Origin of the sequence: Anabaena sp. FACHB-1391 (genome assembly GCF_014696755.1) — a bacterium.
GTDB lineage: Bacteria > Cyanobacteriota > Cyanobacteriia > Cyanobacteriales > Nostocaceae > Dolichospermum > Dolichospermum planctonicum.
Genome location: NZ_JACJQS010000042.1, coordinates 1 through 14,873, shown reverse-complemented (window position 1 = coordinate 14,873; position 14,873 = coordinate 1). Strand labels below are relative to the sequence as shown.

At 38.2% G+C, this 14,873-nt stretch carries 16 protein-coding genes and 1 tRNA gene; 7 read left to right on the top strand and 10 right to left on the bottom strand.

All coding sequences use genetic code 11. The features are described from left to right. Nucleotides 1-106: 106 nt before the first annotated feature. The 3 genes from cpcA to H6F62_RS17175 all read right to left on the bottom strand — a co-directional run bounded on the left by cpcA (nt 107) and on the right by H6F62_RS17175 (nt 2,765). Nucleotides 107-595, bottom strand: a complete 489-nt coding sequence (gene cpcA, locus H6F62_RS17185) for a phycocyanin subunit alpha (protein ID WP_028084587.1) — start codon at nt 593-595, stop codon at nt 107-109. Between the two features lie 99 nt (nt 596-694). After that, complete coding sequence (locus H6F62_RS17180) at nt 695-1,216, bottom strand: phycocyanin subunit beta (protein ID WP_028084588.1); 522 nt, start codon at nt 1,214-1,216, stop codon at nt 695-697. Between the two features lie 616 nt (nt 1,217-1,832). Continuing rightward, nucleotides 1,833-2,765 (bottom strand): RluA family pseudouridine synthase, encoded by a 933-nt coding sequence (locus H6F62_RS17175; protein WP_137908444.1) that lies wholly within the window; start codon nt 2,763-2,765, stop codon nt 1,833-1,835. Between the two features lie 232 nt (nt 2,766-2,997). Here H6F62_RS17175 and H6F62_RS17170 point away from each other — a divergent pair, with 232 nt between their 5' ends. Continuing rightward, a complete protein-coding gene (locus tag H6F62_RS17170) occupies nt 2,998-4,038 on the top strand; it encodes a response regulator (RefSeq protein WP_190372569.1) in 1,041 nt (346 codons plus the stop codon). Nucleotides 4,039-4,251: 213 nt separating this feature from the next. On the opposite strand, the gene H6F62_RS17165 is transcribed toward H6F62_RS17170, so the two are convergent. The 3 genes from H6F62_RS17165 to H6F62_RS17155 all read right to left on the bottom strand — a co-directional run bounded on the left by H6F62_RS17165 (nt 4,252) and on the right by H6F62_RS17155 (nt 5,175). After that, nucleotides 4,252-4,539, bottom strand: coding sequence for a type II toxin-antitoxin system RelE/ParE family toxin (locus H6F62_RS17165; RefSeq protein WP_190372559.1), 288 nt, complete (start codon nt 4,537-4,539; stop codon nt 4,252-4,254). 3 nt (nt 4,540-4,542) lie between these two features. Then, a complete protein-coding gene (locus H6F62_RS17160) occupies nt 4,543-4,773 on the bottom strand; it encodes an addiction module protein (RefSeq protein ID WP_137908442.1) in 231 nt (76 codons plus the stop codon). Nucleotides 4,774-4,896: 123 nt separating this feature from the next. Beyond that, nucleotides 4,897-5,175 (bottom strand): hypothetical protein, encoded by a 279-nt coding sequence (locus H6F62_RS17155; protein WP_137908441.1) that lies wholly within the window; start codon nt 5,173-5,175, stop codon nt 4,897-4,899. Between the two features lie 76 nt (nt 5,176-5,251). On the opposite strand from H6F62_RS17155, the gene H6F62_RS17150 reads away from it, so the two are divergent. Together H6F62_RS17150 and H6F62_RS17145 are read left to right on the top strand one after the other, a co-directional pair. Continuing rightward, nucleotides 5,252-5,833 carry a Uma2 family endonuclease gene (locus tag H6F62_RS17150; protein WP_137908440.1) on the top strand — a complete coding sequence of 194 codons (582 nt, stop codon included), beginning with the start codon at nt 5,252-5,254 and terminating at the stop codon, nt 5,831-5,833. A 287-nt stretch (nt 5,834-6,120) separates the two neighbouring features. Beyond that, the gene (locus H6F62_RS17145; protein ID WP_190372558.1) at nt 6,121-6,921 is read left to right on the top strand and encodes an Rpn family recombination-promoting nuclease/putative transposase; all 801 of its coding nucleotides are present in this window, start codon (nt 6,121-6,123) and stop codon (nt 6,919-6,921) included. A 39-nt stretch (nt 6,922-6,960) separates the two neighbouring features. Here the strand turns inward: H6F62_RS17145 and cobA are convergent, their stop codons facing one another. From cobA to H6F62_RS17130, 3 genes are read right to left on the bottom strand one after another with little or no spacing between them, the layout of a single operon-like run. Beyond that, on the bottom strand, nt 6,961-7,713 hold the full coding sequence (cobA, locus tag H6F62_RS17140; protein ID WP_190372557.1) for a uroporphyrinogen-III C-methyltransferase: 753 nt from the start codon (nt 7,711-7,713) through the stop codon (nt 6,961-6,963). Then, entirely contained in the window at nt 7,706-8,440 is a 735-nt protein-coding gene (locus tag H6F62_RS17135; protein WP_190372556.1) for a sirohydrochlorin chelatase, read from the bottom strand. The genes cobA and H6F62_RS17135 overlap by 8 nt, the downstream gene beginning before the upstream one ends. Nucleotides 8,441-8,476: 36 nt before the next feature. Further along, complete coding sequence (locus H6F62_RS17130; RefSeq protein ID WP_190372555.1) at nt 8,477-8,857, bottom strand: DUF4359 domain-containing protein; 381 nt, start codon at nt 8,855-8,857, stop codon at nt 8,477-8,479. Between the two features lie 124 nt (nt 8,858-8,981). On the opposite strand from H6F62_RS17130, the gene H6F62_RS17125 reads away from it, so the two are divergent. From H6F62_RS17125 to H6F62_RS17115, 3 genes are all read left to right on the top strand, one after another. After that, a tRNA-His gene (locus H6F62_RS17125) sits at nt 8,982-9,054 on the top strand. 195 nt (nt 9,055-9,249) lie between these two features. Continuing rightward, a complete protein-coding gene (gene gltX, locus H6F62_RS17120; RefSeq protein WP_190372554.1) occupies nt 9,250-10,692 on the top strand; it encodes a glutamate--tRNA ligase in 1,443 nt (480 codons plus the stop codon). A 130-nt stretch (nt 10,693-10,822) separates the two neighbouring features. Then, the gene (locus H6F62_RS17115; protein WP_190372553.1) at nt 10,823-11,299 is read left to right on the top strand and encodes a hypothetical protein; all 477 of its coding nucleotides are present in this window, start codon (nt 10,823-10,825) and stop codon (nt 11,297-11,299) included. A gap of 306 nt (nt 11,300-11,605) precedes the next feature. Here H6F62_RS17115 and H6F62_RS17110 read toward each other — a convergent pair whose 3' ends face one another. After that, on the bottom strand, nt 11,606-11,824 hold the full coding sequence (locus H6F62_RS17110) for a type II toxin-antitoxin system HicB family antitoxin (protein ID WP_137908434.1): 219 nt from the start codon (nt 11,822-11,824) through the stop codon (nt 11,606-11,608). A 510-nt stretch (nt 11,825-12,334) separates the two neighbouring features. Between H6F62_RS17110 and ftsH2 the strand changes: the two genes are divergently transcribed. After that, on the top strand, nt 12,335-14,221 hold the full coding sequence (gene ftsH2 / locus H6F62_RS17105; protein WP_190372552.1) for an ATP-dependent zinc metalloprotease FtsH2: 1,887 nt from the start codon (nt 12,335-12,337) through the stop codon (nt 14,219-14,221). Nucleotides 14,222-14,873: the final 652 nt, after the last annotated feature.

The following is a 14,873-nucleotide window of genomic DNA, read 5'->3' as shown; positions in this document are numbered from 1 at the left end:
TTGGATATTTTCCAACTAACGCAGTGACTCCATGAGCAATAACTGGCGAACCCCTTGAGGGGTAACTTCATCTAATAATTGTATCCCTCTCCGGGCATGACGCTATCTAGCTAAGAGCGTTGATGGCGTAGTCAATGTAGGTATTAGCTTCGTTAGCAGCTTGACCACTCAAACCATGATTAGCTTTGATGGATTTTAAAGCTTCTACGTACCAGCTGGGAGACAAATCAAACGCGCCGTTGATTTCAGACAAACCAGCAATCAAGAACTCATCCAAAGGACCTGTACCACCAGCAACTAGGCTATAGGTGATGATGCGTAGGTAGTGACCAACGTCACGAGCGCATTTAGCTTTACCACGAGCATCAGATGCGAATTGAGCGCCTGGGGTAGAGGTGGTATAAGGGAATTTGCTGTAAACAGCGCTGGTAGCACCATCAATCAATTTTTGAGCATTAGCGGTTAAACCACGAGCAGCTTCCATGCTGGCAGCAGCGCGAACGAAACGACCGTTAACAGCTTGTAATTCGGTGTTGCTTAAAAAGCGTCCTTGGGTATCAGCAGATGCAATTGCTTCGGTAATTGGTGTTTTCATTGGTGAAAATCTCCTAGATTGTTTCTTGCTTGTTTTGTATGGCTACGCCATGCAGGTTATGAAAAAAGCTCAATTTAGACGGGAGCTAATTTGTAATTTTTAGGCAACAGCAGCCGCAGCACGATCAAAGTAGCTTGCAACTTCAGAAACCAAAGAACTACAATCACCCTTGGTGATCCCGTTAGGATCGTTGATTTTAGCGATCGCTGCTTCTTTCATTTTGCCAACACCAACTGCTACTGAAGCACCAGGGGTACCCAAAGCTTGGTAGGTTTCCCGTAAGCCATTTAAGCAACGGTCATCTAGAACACTAGCATCACCCGCTAATGCTGCATAGGTTACATAGCGCAAGATAATTTCCATGTCGCGCAAACAAGCAGCCATCCGACGGTTGGTGTAAGCGTTTCCACCAGGAGCGATCAAATTGGGCTGTTCTTCAAACAAAGCACGAGCAGCATCGGTAACGATGTCTTTAGCGTTGCTGGTGATGCGGTTAACAGTGTCTAAACGCTTGCTACCAGCGGCTACTACTGCGGTCAAAGCATCTAGCTGTTCGGTGCTGAGGAATTCACCACGAGCGTCAGCTTGGGAAACAACCTTGGAAAATACATCTAATGTCATGGACTCTAATCTCCTAAATTACTTAGTTGAGAGATCTCTAAATTAAAACTAATTCGGATTGGTTGGCAACGAAGTCAAATCAAAGCCGTTCTCAAGTCTTCTCTCCTCTCTAGTTTACAGTTTACAAACCAGAAATTATGAGAGTCAAGGGTAAATTTATGAGAAACTGGCAAATTCAATGAATCACCTGCTTTATTTAACTTTCTTCTGTTGTTTAACCCCTACAGCTTATGTTTATACAATGCTATAGAACCTTTATTTATTACAAATTATGAATAAATAAGATGTTCGCCTAAGAAAAGCCTCAAATCCTTTACATACAAGGTATTCAACTAAGAATTTCTAGATATTTTTGTTACATAACTTTACATTTTTTGCAAAAAATCGCAATATTAACCAATTTAAGCTTGCTTAAATATTCCTGAAAACCCTTGTAATTAAAAGAATATAAGGGTTTTATCCCATTTATAGCTTTCCTGAATTTTGTTAAGGAGTGTTAAATTTACATTTCTAAATATTTTGAAAACTTTCTATTTTTTTCCCCCATGGGGGGATGTGAATGAAAAAAAAGTTATATTCACAAATTGAGAGTAAATCGTTATTTACTCATAAATTCTTAACAAACCCCACTACGGCGACGCAATACTTCTAGTAAAGTGGTAAAACTGCGGGGAAGGGGTGCTGTTACTTCAAGCAACTTTCCAGAAACAGGATGTTGTAACTGGAGTTTCCAAGCGTGTAGGGCTTGTCCTGGCAAATTTACGCCGATAGAATGAGCAGAACTATAAAGAGGGTCACCAACGATAGGATGACCAATTTTGGCACTGTGGACGCGAATTTGATGGGTACGTCCTGTTTCTAGTTGAAAGTGGATTAATGTGTAGTTAGCAAGACGCTCTTGTACTTGCCAGTGAGTTATTGCAGCGCGTCCACCATCTTCTAGAGAAACAATTCCCATTTTTTTGCGGTCTTGGGGATTGCGACCAATGGGTAAGTCTATGCTTCCAGTTTCCGTTTTGGGAACACCGTAAACTAAACCTAAATATTCTCGTCTGGCGGTTTTTGCTTGTAATTGTGCTTGTAAATGCTGATAAGCTAAATCCGTTTTAGCAATAACAATCGCTCCGGTAGTATCTTTATCCAAGCGGTGAACTATTCCAGGACGTTGAATACCGCCAATACCGGGTAAATTAGGACAATGGGCCAATATAGCATTAACTAAAGTTCCGTCAGGATGACCGGGTGCGGGGTGAACAACCAAACCAGCGGGTTTATTGAGAATAATTAACTCCTCATCTTCATAGAGGATATCTAGAGGAATATCCGCTGCTATGAGTTGTAAAGGTTCGATGGCGGGAATTTCTAGAGAAATGCGATCGCCTATTTTGAGATTAACCTTCTTAGATGTGCAAATTTGATCATTAACTTGGACATGACCCTGTTCTATGAGTTGCTGGATGCGAGAACGGGACAAATCTGATAACTTCTGGGATAAATAGCGGTCTAAGCGATCGCTATTTTCTATAACTTGGATATTAATTGTAGACACGATTGGGTATTGGGTAATTTAAGCAACATTGAGATCAAAAATTAGAGTCGTGTCGGTAGAAAATCACCACTTCATTTTTTTATCTTCATCTTATGTTTAACATACTTTTTTATTTCTCTAAAAAATCTAGAGTAACCTAAAGGGAAGAATTCAAGAATCAGGATTCGGAATATTGATAAAATACAGTGAGTAACTGATAATGAAAAACAACTTTAATGAACCATCCCAGAAAATGAACGCTACTCCTATTACTAGATATAGATTTTTCCAAAAACTACAACCAATCAACATATTAAAGAAGATTACTAATAGTTCGTACACTGGTTGTTTGCAAGTATTTAGCGAATCTGGTGCTTGGTCAATATATATGGATCAGGGTAAACTAATTTACGCTGGTTATTCTGAAGAAATGTTTAAACCTCTTTACCGGAACTTACAGAGATTAAGTCAGCAAATCTCAACTCTCCCCAGAGGAATTAATGAACAAGTGCGGATGATTTTTGAAAAAGATATTGAGAATCATTCAATACCAAGTCCAGATTATTTAGCTATTTGTTGGTTAGTTAATCAAAAATATATTAGTCATTTTCAAGCGGCTTTACTAATTGAGGAGTTAGCACTAGAAGTTTTACAATCCTTGCTGAATTTAAAATATGGCAGTTATGAATTTGTTCCTAATACTTTTTTAGACAATCTGCCTAAATTTTGCCATTTAAATTTAAAAGCCTTAGTAGAACCATGTCAATCAGCAGCAAAAGTTGATGTTCAAGAAAATTTGAATTTTGAACCTTATTATCAGTTAGAAGTACCCAAAACATCCCAGGAAAAATTACCCAAAAGCAATTCTGATCAAGTTAATAATCAGGGAAATATAAATCAGTCAAGTAACTCCTTTATCAGAGAGAAGCAGAAATGCAGTATTTTTTCCATAGATGATAATCAGAAAATTTTAAATGCTGTGTCAGAATTTTTGGATGAACAAATATTCAATGTGATCAAATTTACAGATTCTTCCCAAGCTTTAATGGAAATTCTGCGAGTACAACCAGATATCATTTTACTAAACATAGAAATGCCTAATTTAAATGGCTATGAAATCTGTTCTTTATTACGAAAACACACACATTATCAAGATACTCCTATAATTTTGATGACAGAAAGAATGGGATTAAGGGATAGAGTAAAAGCCAAATTTGTCAAAGCTAATGGTTATTTAGAAAAGCCTTTTTCTCAAGAGGATTTACTGAAAATAATTTTTGAACACATTGTGTAAAAATTCACAAATCAGGTTAATAAACCTCATCATGGCTGCCAATATCTATCAATAAAATAACCATTTCTAATAACTTCTCATCCTCAGAAAAGTTAAAGATAATTCTACAATCATAAGCAACAGAACAAGACCACAAACCCGCTAACTCTCCTTGAATCAACTACTCCAGACAACTTTCATCATCATCTCCTAGTAAAACATCCTCTCAAATCATCAAGGATTCCTCTCTTTGCTGTACCATTCTTTTTGGTGTTTCTGGCGCTGGTTCACTTCTTGCCAATATTTTGGTTTACGACTACAGTGCATAACCGCTACAATTAAAATGTATTCATCTTCTATGGTATAGAGTATTCCATAGGAAAACTTACGCACTAAACACCGACGAATATCTTCATCGCTAACTGGATAGCGTTTAAGTGATTCAATAATTCGGAAAATGGCATCTTCAACAGCATTGATAAAATTTTGTGCTATTTCAATTTCATTTTCTGCATTTTTCATTTTTCATTTTTCTAAAATTTGTCTAATTTGAGCTAAAGCGATTTCTCCAGAAATTGGTTTAACAGTATGATTACGTATTTCATCCCGGCGTTTTTTAGCTTCTGTGTTCCAAATCTTTTGGATATTTTCATCAATATCAGATTCTAGACTTTCAATTAGTTTTTCTACTAAAAATACTCTGCTAGAACTGGGTAAAGACAAGGCTTCTTGAATTAACTCTTCAACTGATAGCATAATTATTTATCTTCTTGTGTAAATTGAATTGAGAATAGGCACAAACAAAGACTTGATTCACAAACTATTTTATCATTGTTTTTGTGGAAATATCTATAATGATGTTGGTATCAAGCAAGATTTTCACAGATTATGTTTCTCCTTTAAATGTTCCCATTTAGCTTGATCTGGATCAAAATCAGGAGGTGCGGGTTGGGTTTTTTCAAACCAGTTTTGCAAAGCCTTGATTTTAGTTCGTCTTTTTGGTGTTTCTGGTGCTGGTTCACTGGTTGTGGTATGATCATGGGTATCTGTAGCTGGCCAGACTATTACTTCCACATTTCCGGGGGGTAAATTCACAAGTTCGGTAATCAGCAAGTTACCAGATTGATCAATTTTTCCTTTGAGTTTGTATGCTTGCATGATATTTTTTATGATAATCTGTTTTTATATGATATCACCTTGAGCAAAATTCAATCTCTAAATTTGGGTTTAAATTATGATAACTACACTCATTGAACGAGAAGCAGAACCAATTTTAATTAGTGACTTAACCTGGAGAGAATTTAAAGCTGTTGAACAGCTAATTGATCGCCCAGGGTTAAGGTTATCTTTTTTAGATGGAGTCTTGGAGATTCGGAAAATGCCAGGGAAAAAACACGAAACTATCAAAAAACGTATTGGTGCTTTACTAGAAATTTATTTAGAATTTTTGGAATTAGATTTTACTCCTACTGGTTCTGTTACCCTAGAAAATGAATTTGAAAAGGTCAAAAAAGAAGCTGATGAATCTTATGAATTGGGAGCAAATAGAAAACGCCCTGATTTAGTGATTGAGGTGGTTGTTAGTAGTGGAGGAATTAATAAACTGGAAGCATACAAACGGTTACAAATTCCTGAAGTTTGGTTTTGGATGAATGATGAATTATTGTTTTATACTTTAGGAAATGATGGCTATGAAGCTGTTAGTAAATCGCAACTCTTACCGAGTTTAGATGTAGATTTATTGATGGGTTGTATTAATATAGAAAATCATGCTCAAGCTCTGCGGGAATTTCGAGGAGGGATAAAAATTACATAACCTTTAAATATTCACATCTAGCTTGATCTGTATCAAAAAGATTTGTATTCTTGTATTTGAGCGATAACTTATCCTACCTAGCTTTTTTGATCAGCATATCAAGTTGTTTTTTAGCTTCTTCAATTGTTTACATAATTTTTTGAGACAGATGAATTATTTTCAAAAAGATTTAATTGATGAAATAGTGGATTTTTAGAGATTTCTTTATAAAAATCCGGGTTTAATACGCTAGAATTTGGGGTAACACTTGATGAAAGCCTGGATATCGCTAAAAACAACTTTTTAAAATGAAAACAGACAGCATATTTTACCGATTGTTTCAAGAAATACCTAGCATATTTTTTGAACTGATTGGTAACTCCCCCCAACTAGCCGAACTTTATCAATTTTCATCAGTTGAAGTCAAACAAACAGCCTTGAGAATAGATGGAGTTTTCTTACCTAACCAAAATACAGATAACCCCATCTACTTTTTAGAAGTACAATTTCAATCAGACAAGGATCTCTACCATAGACTTTTTAGCGAAATATTTCTTTACATTCGCCAAAACAACCCCAAAAATCACTGGAGTGCGGTAGTTATCTATCCAACCAGCAGCATAGATACAAGAGATATTCAGCATTATCAAGAATTTTTCACCAGTCAACGAGTTAGAGTTATTTATCTCGATGAATTAGCAGAAACAACATCTTTACCCATTGGGATTGCTACAATAAAACTAATCATCGCTAACCCAGATAATTCCATTACCCAAGCTAGAGAATTAATCACCAGAACTAAAGAAGAGATCAATTCTCAACTTCAACAGCAACAACTATTACAAATCATCGAGACAATTTTAATTTACAAGTTTCCAAGAATGAATAGGGAGGAAATAGAAGCTATGTTTGGATTAAGTGAGTTAAAACAAACCCGATTTTATCAAGAAGCAAAAGAAGAAGGTGAACGCAAAGCCAAGTTAGACGCAGTTCCTGGTTTGATCGCATTGGGTTTAACTAGAGAACAAATCGCACAGGTTTTAAATTTAAGTTTGGCAGAAATTAGCGAGATTATTCAACAACAGAATATCAACACAAAGGACAAATAAAAAGGATTTAATCAGTGTAACCCTAACCAAACTTTTCCTCTATTTTTTCTCCTGTACAGAATCAGATAATATACTGTGCATTTTAACGACTGCACCAATTACGGCTATTGCAGGTGCGAGAAATCCCCTTTCTTCTACTTGTGTCACAATTGTACCTAATTCACCAATTAATTCTTCCTGTTCTGGCCGAGTTCCCCAACGAATTAAGGCCATGGGTGTATCTAAACTCAATCCAGCTACAGTTAACTGCTCTACAATGTAGGGTAAATTGTGTATACCCATATAAATTACGATAGTTTCTGAACCATGGGCTATGGCTGACCAATTCACATGGGGTTTATATTTACCAGCAGATTCATGTCCAGTCACAAAAGTTACAGAAGAACTATAAAGGCGATGGGTTAAAGGAATACCAGCATAGGCCGCAGCAGCTATTCCTGATGTAATCCCTGGTACAACTTCTACGGGAATCCCTGCGGCTACCAATTCTGCCATTTCTTCCCCACCACGACCGAAAATAAAGGGATCACCACCTTTGAGTCTGACGACAACAGCATGATTTGCCGCCTTTTCTATCAGTAATTCTGTGGTAGCTTCTTGTAATAAAGAATGCCTACCCATCCGTTTACCAGCGTTAATTTGTTCTGCTGCGGGATTAATCATATTTAATACTTCTGGACTTACCAAAGCATCATAAATAACTACATCTGCACAAGCTAATAAATCTTTTCCCTTGATAGTCATGAGTCCAGGATCTCCTGGACCTGCACCAACTAAATAAACTTTACCCAAAAACTTTTTCCCCTTCTTTGATCAAATCCCCGATTAAATCAGCAAATTCTCGACTTGTTCCTAAAGGTGGTGCGAGTTGAAAAGTTACTGATGGAAACTCCAATTTTAGCGTTTCTACTGCCAAAGCGATCGCATCAGTTATGCCACCTGTAAATAAAAAGTAGGGAAAAATCGCAATTTGTTCATAACCAGCGGTAATCAATTCCTTGACTCTTAGTTCTAAACTGGGAGGTACAGACCAATAAGCTGTAAATGCACCCACACTAGCTGCTATATTTTCTACGGGTCTATGAGAACCAGGACGACGACTGCCATGAGCTAGGATAATTGATACATCAGCTTTTACTGTCATCATCATCCTAGAAACAAATTTTTCTAACCCAGGATAACTACCGACATGAGGACATAATTCTATTCTTATTCTTTCATTTATTGCCTGTTGTGCCAGTGCTATTTCTGCGGGAATATCAGTCATGAGATGAAAACCCGGTAACAAAAATAGGGGTATAATTTGCACTATTTTACAGCCAAAAGCCTGAACTTGATCAGCGAAATCTTGAATTTGTTGATGTAAAGGTTGGATATTGGCCTCTAGGGTAGCAATACCTATCAAGTCTTCCCCTTGGGGTAACATCTCACTTAACAGCCTAGCTAATTGCTGCATGGCCAAATCTGGACGAGGATCACGACTTCCGTGAGATACTAAAAGATAAGCTGTATTAGTCATTAGTTGTCATTGGTAAAATTCCCACCTATTCCCTATTTATTTTTCTTCGGCATTGTAAGTATAAAATTGATTCAATGCTCCCACAGTTTCAAACTTGTAACCTGGTATCCACGAATCAAGTTTAATTTCACTTCTATAAATACTAAAGATTATATAGTCTTGTCGGTTGGTTGTACTGGTAATAAGTTCTTTAATTTCTGGTTTAAGCGTTTGAAGCATTTGATGACAATCAACTTTAATTAATCTTTCCAGGAAATTCGGAGTCTTTTGACATACATCAGTTTCTAAGTATGTTGTCAGCTTGTGAACTGCATACTTTTCATACTCAATCTGATTGGGGTTGGTTTTGGCCATAATCACCCCCAATATAGTAACACTTACTGCTCCTATACTGATGAGAGTAGTTAAAAGTTTCATATTTCAACTTGAAGTCGGTAGTTGTTGGTCTTTCAAAGACTACCAAGAAAATTATCTAAATTTCTGATCAAAAAGGCTTGATCATTTTTTTAGTTAGTGTTATTATTGAAAAATAAGTTGAATGGCGAGCGTAGCCAAGTGGTTAAGGCAGTGGTTTGTGGTACCACCATTCGTGGGTTCGAGTCCCATCGTTCGCCCTGGACAATATACCATGTAGGAATAGGAAAAGAAACTTAAATTGGGTTATAATCAAGCCTGTTACCCGTGATTAAGTTTCGGGTTTCCTTATTCCTGTTCAAAAGTGCTGAATGTAAAATGCTGAGATATTCATATATACTCATAGGTTTTATATCAGTAAGTTTAATTGTGCTGTATAAAAGAGAGAATCAACTGTGACCGTCAGAGTCCGTATAGCTCCAAGTCCTACCGGAAATTTACATATTGGTACAGCGAGAACGGCTGTATTTAATTACTTGTTCGCTCGTCACCATCATGGCAAGTTTATTTTAAGAATAGAAGATACAGATTTAGAGCGATCGCGTCCAGAATATACAGATAATATTCTCAATGGACTACGCTGGTTAGGATTGAATTGGGATGAAGGTCCATTTTTCCAATCTCAACGCTTAGAACTTTACAAGGAAGCAGTTGAAAAACTACTAGATCAAGGACTAGCTTACCGCTGTTATACCACATCTGAAGAATTAGACGCTTTACGAGAAGCGCAAAAGGCTAAAGGTGAAGCACCTCGTTATGATAACCGTCATCGGTACTTAACTCCAGAACAAAGGGCTGAGTTTGAGGCTCAAGGACGTTCTTCTGTAATTCGTTTCCAAATTGCCGATGATCGGGAAATTGTTTGGAATGACTTAGTACGGGGTAAAATGAGTTGGCGTGGTAGTGATTTGGGTGGTGATATGGTCATTGCTCGCGCTTCTAGTGATGGTAGTGGTCAACCATTGTATAATTTTGTGGTGGTTGTGGATGATATTGATATGGAAATTACTCATGTGATTCGGGGTGAAGACCATATCGCTAATACAGCTAAACAGATTTTACTATATGAAGCTTTGGGGGCGAAAATTCCCGAATTTGCCCATACACCCTTGATTTTAAACCAAGAAGGGCGAAAACTCTCGAAACGAGATGGAGTAACTTCTATTTGTGACTTTCAGGATCTGGGTTTTACGGCGGAAGCTCTAGTAAATTATATGACTTTATTAGGATGGTCGCCAGGGGATTCCACGCAAGAAATCTTTGATTTGGAATCAGCGGCTCAGGATTTTGGCTTTGAGCGAGTGAATAAGGCTGGTGCTAAATTTGACTGGGATAAATTGGACTGGTTGAATAGCCAATATCTCCATCATAAGCCAGTGGGGGAACTTACAGATTTACTTATGCCCTTCTGGGAAAAAGCTGGTTATCAATTTAACGGTGGTAGAGAACGTCCTTGGTTAGAATCATTAACGGGGTTAATTGCTGCTAGTTTGACTCGGTTGGTAGATGCTGTGGAAATGACCAAGGGATTTTTTACTGATGGTGTAGAATTAACTGAAGAAGGTAGTCAACAACTACAGCAGGAAGGTGTTAAAGCTGTACTACAAGCAATTACTACAGCTTTAGAGAGTCAACCAAATTTATCAGCAGATATAGCCCAAGGTATAATTAAGCAAGTTGTAAAAACAGAAAATGTGAAAAAGGGCTTAGTGATGCGATCGCTCAGAGCAGGTTTAACCGGGGATGTACACGGACCAGATTTAATTCAATCTTGGTTACTGTTAAATCAGATTGGTTTAGATAGATCCCGCTTGAATCAAGCAATTAGCAATAATTAATTACTGAGTATTGGGTAAGAATTTTCTGGAATTTTAAATTCTCACAGCGGTACTCAAGTCTTTTCTCTAAAGGAACTTGAGACCGTAAATTTATGTCTTTAAAGGTATTTAGCAAATTTCTATAATTACAATGTCCAAAAAAGTATTGACTACAGGAATGATTATACTCTGGACTACAGGTGGATTTACTCAAGTGGCTAATGCTCAACGAGTTTCCCAGATTTTTGAAAATGTTACTATTCAATATCCATTTTCCCCAGATCCATTGACAGTCAGGGGAATGAGTGGTGGTTCAATACCCGGAAGCCAAATAGCCGAAACAGAAACAACATCAACTGGACCTTGTAAGGGATTTATGGATGAAGCACCCGATCATACGCTGAAACTATTGAGTAAATTTGAATACCTAAAATTAGTAGTTAACAGTCCTGCGGACACGACCATGATTATCAAAGGACCTGGTGGAACTTGGTGTAATGATGACTTTGATGGTAAAAATCCCGGTGTTGTTGGTGAATGGCTACCAGGAACTTACCAAATTTGGATTGGTTCTTACAAGGAAAATGATTCCCTACCTTATACTTTAAAAATTATGGGAGCTAAGTAAATGATTAGACATCTTGTGAGAATTAAATGTGCGTGACTTGAAACCCTTGTAGAGAAGGTTGAACAGAGTGAAGAGGTTTTGGGCGATTTTACTTTTCTTTACACAGATTGGTTTTATTGTGTTCACCTACTTATTCGGCATTTAAGTTTTTAAGAATTTTCTGGGCTAAAAATTCCTTAATTTCTGTATGTCTTGGTACAGCCTCAATGACACCTGTTTGAGGATTAATCCATAAAGAATGAGAACCACCTTCTTGTTTTAAGTAACAACCTGCTTGTTTTCACTTTTTTTCTAATTCTTTACGTTTCATGGAATTAAAATGGTCTCTTCTATCGCATCTTCTGTGATTCCCCTGCGGATATCTGCCATACGATCTTCAATAATCAATTGAATAGCAAGTTCCAAGTTTTCTTTCGCTTCCTCAATGGTTTCACCTTGACCATTAGCACCAGAAATTTCTGGACAAATTGCCCAATATCCTCCTTCCGTTGCTCTCTCAATGATGGCTGTTAACTCTGCTTTCATAAAAATTTCCACAAGAAGTCTACTATATTTTAACCGATGATTAGTTACAAGATCAGCGATGACACTATCACCCATCACGAAAAATCTCTCTAAAACTCTTACCTTCGCTTCTTCGTTTCTTCGTGGTTCATTCTCTGTACCATTTACGTTGTATTTAGCTTTAAAGCATACAAAAGATAAACTATATCAATAAACGCAGATAAACACAGATAAAGAAAAATAAATGAATTTGGTAATCCTGTGCAGTCCAGCATAAAATTAGTAATAGAGATAGCAAAATATAAATTAGCCCCAAATCCTTACTGGGTATGATTTTGGGAATATTTAACGTTTAATTTTTAATTTTTAATTGGTATTACTATGAGAATTAGGTTAAATTTAATTAAGATTCTAGACAAACTTCATGAATCTGCCATAAGCAAACCGAGGTTTTATGGCTCAAATTACAAAATGGATTTATAAACATCCGTTACAAAAGCAGTCATATTAGTATCTAGAGGCAAATTAAAGATGAAATTTTCTTGGAGAGTCGTAGCACTTTGGTCAGTGCTGGCCTTAGTAATTGGCTTTTTCTTCTGGCAAGGCACTTTTACAGGCACTTCTGCGGATACGGGTAAAAATGCTGCCAATACCCGCATGACCTACGGTCGCTTTCTGGAATATTTGGACGCAGATCGTGTTATTAATGTGGATCTTTACGATGGTGGGAGAACGGCAATTATTGAGGCCAATGACCAAGACATCGAAAATCGCACTCAACGCTGGCGGGTAGATTTGCCCGTGAATGCCCCGGAATTGATTCAAAAGCTGAAACAGAAGGAAGTGAGCTTTGATGCCCACCCCATGCGAAATGACGGAGCAATCTGGGGACTTTTGGGGAATTTGATTTTCCCGGTTTTATTGATTACGGGACTTTTCTTTTTGTTCCGTCGTTCTAATAATCTTCCCGGTGGTCCTGGACAAGCGATGAATTTTGGCAAATCCCGCGCTCGTTTCCAAATGGAAGCGAAAACTGGGGTAAAATTCGATGATGTGGCGGGAATTGAAGAAGCAAAGGAAGAATTACAAGAGGTTGTCACTTTTCTGAAACAACCTGAAAAATTTACCGCTGTTGGCGCTCGGATTCCCAAGGGTGTACTATTAGTTGGACCTCCAGGAACTGGTAAAACTTTACTCGCTAAAGCGATCGCTGGTGAAGCTGGTGTTCCTTTTTTCAGTATTTCCGGTTCGGAATTTGTAGAAATGTTCGTGGGTGTGGGTGCTTCCCGTGTCCGTGATTTGTTTAAGAAAGCGAAAGATAACGCTCCCTGTATTATCTTTATTGATGAAATTGACGCTGTGGGTCGTCAACGGGGCGCTGGTATTGGTGGTGGTAATGATGAACGGGAACAAACCCTTAATCAATTATTAACGGAAATGGACGGTTTTGAAGGCAATACTGGCATTATTATTATTGCTGCTACCAACCGTCCCGATGTCTTAGATGCGGCTTTGTTGCGTCCTGGTCGTTTCGATAGACAAGTAACGGTAGATGCTCCAGACATTAAAGGCCGTTTGGAAGTATTACAGGTTCATGCTAGAAATAAGAAGTTGGATGATAGCGTGTCCTTGGAAGCGATCGCCCGTCGAACTCCAGGATTTACCGGTGCAGATTTAGCTAATCTGCTCAATGAAGCGGCTATTCTCACTGCTAGAAGACGCAAAGAGGGTATCACTTTAGCGGAAATTGATGATGCTGTAGACCGCGTAGTTGCGGGGATGGAAGGTACTCCCCTGGTAGACAGCAAGAGTAAGCGGTTGATTGCTTACCATGAAATTGGACACGCTTTGGTGGGGACTTTACTTAAAGACCATGACCCCGTCCAAAAGGTGACTTTGATTCCCAGGGGACAAGCCCAGGGTTTAACTTGGTTTATGCCTAATGAAGAACAGGGTCTAATTAGCCGTTCTCAGCTAAAGGCCAGAATTACCGGGGCTTTAGGTGGTCGGGCTGCTGAGGAAGTAATTTTTGGAGCAGCAGAAGTGACAACTGGCGCTGGTGGAGACTTACAGCAGTTATCAGGCATGGCTCGACAAATGGTAACACGGTTCGGAATGTCTGATCTAGGTCCTTTATCTCTGGAAAGCCAACAGGGTGAGGTGTTCCTGGGTCGTGACTGGACAACCCGTTCCGAATATTCCGAGTCTATCGCTTGTCGCATTGATGCTCAAGTCAGAATGATTGTGGAAGAATGCTATACTAACGCTAAGAAGATCATGCGTGATCATCGTAGTCTTGCAGATCGTTTAGTTGATTTGTTGATTGAAAAAGAAACCATTAATGGTGACGAACTTAGACAAATCGTGGCTGAGTATGCGGAAGTACCTGATAAGTCTCAGTTTGTACCCATGCTGTAAGGCTTGATTTTGAATCATATCCCCGACTTCTTTGAGAGGTTGGGGATTTTGTTGTTTTATTAATTAAATAATTTAAGATAGTTCTTCCTTATCAAGATAAGGATAACATATTTAAAATCCTTTGTCAATACCTAAAAAGCAAATTTTTCGCGGTTTTTTTTGCATTTTGTTGGCTGTTCCCTGTCAACTGATGAAAGGATGTACAGGATGAGGAGGGGGATTTTTTGATGATGTCAATGATTTAAAATGGTGCGTTACGAATAGCTAACACACCCTACTCAAAAAGCTGTTCCCTGTCACCTATCCCCGTGGCGTAGCACCTGTCACCTAATTTATGTCAGAATCAGGATATCCAGGATGAAAGGATGTACAGGATGAGGAGGGGGATTTTTTGATGATGTCAATGATTTTAAATGGTGCGTTACTATATAATATAGCGAACTGCTTGCAGCAGCGCTTCGCTATCGCTATCCTACCTCCAAAGCCTTTACCTCAAGTACAGATATTAATAATAAAATAAAACTCTTGTGGTGCGGGCATCTTGCCCGCACAAAATGTACCTCACTCAACCTAAACTTACCCTATTATATAGCGAACTGCTTGCAGCAGCGCTTCGCTATCGCTGTGCTACACCCAAAGTCTTCACCTCAAG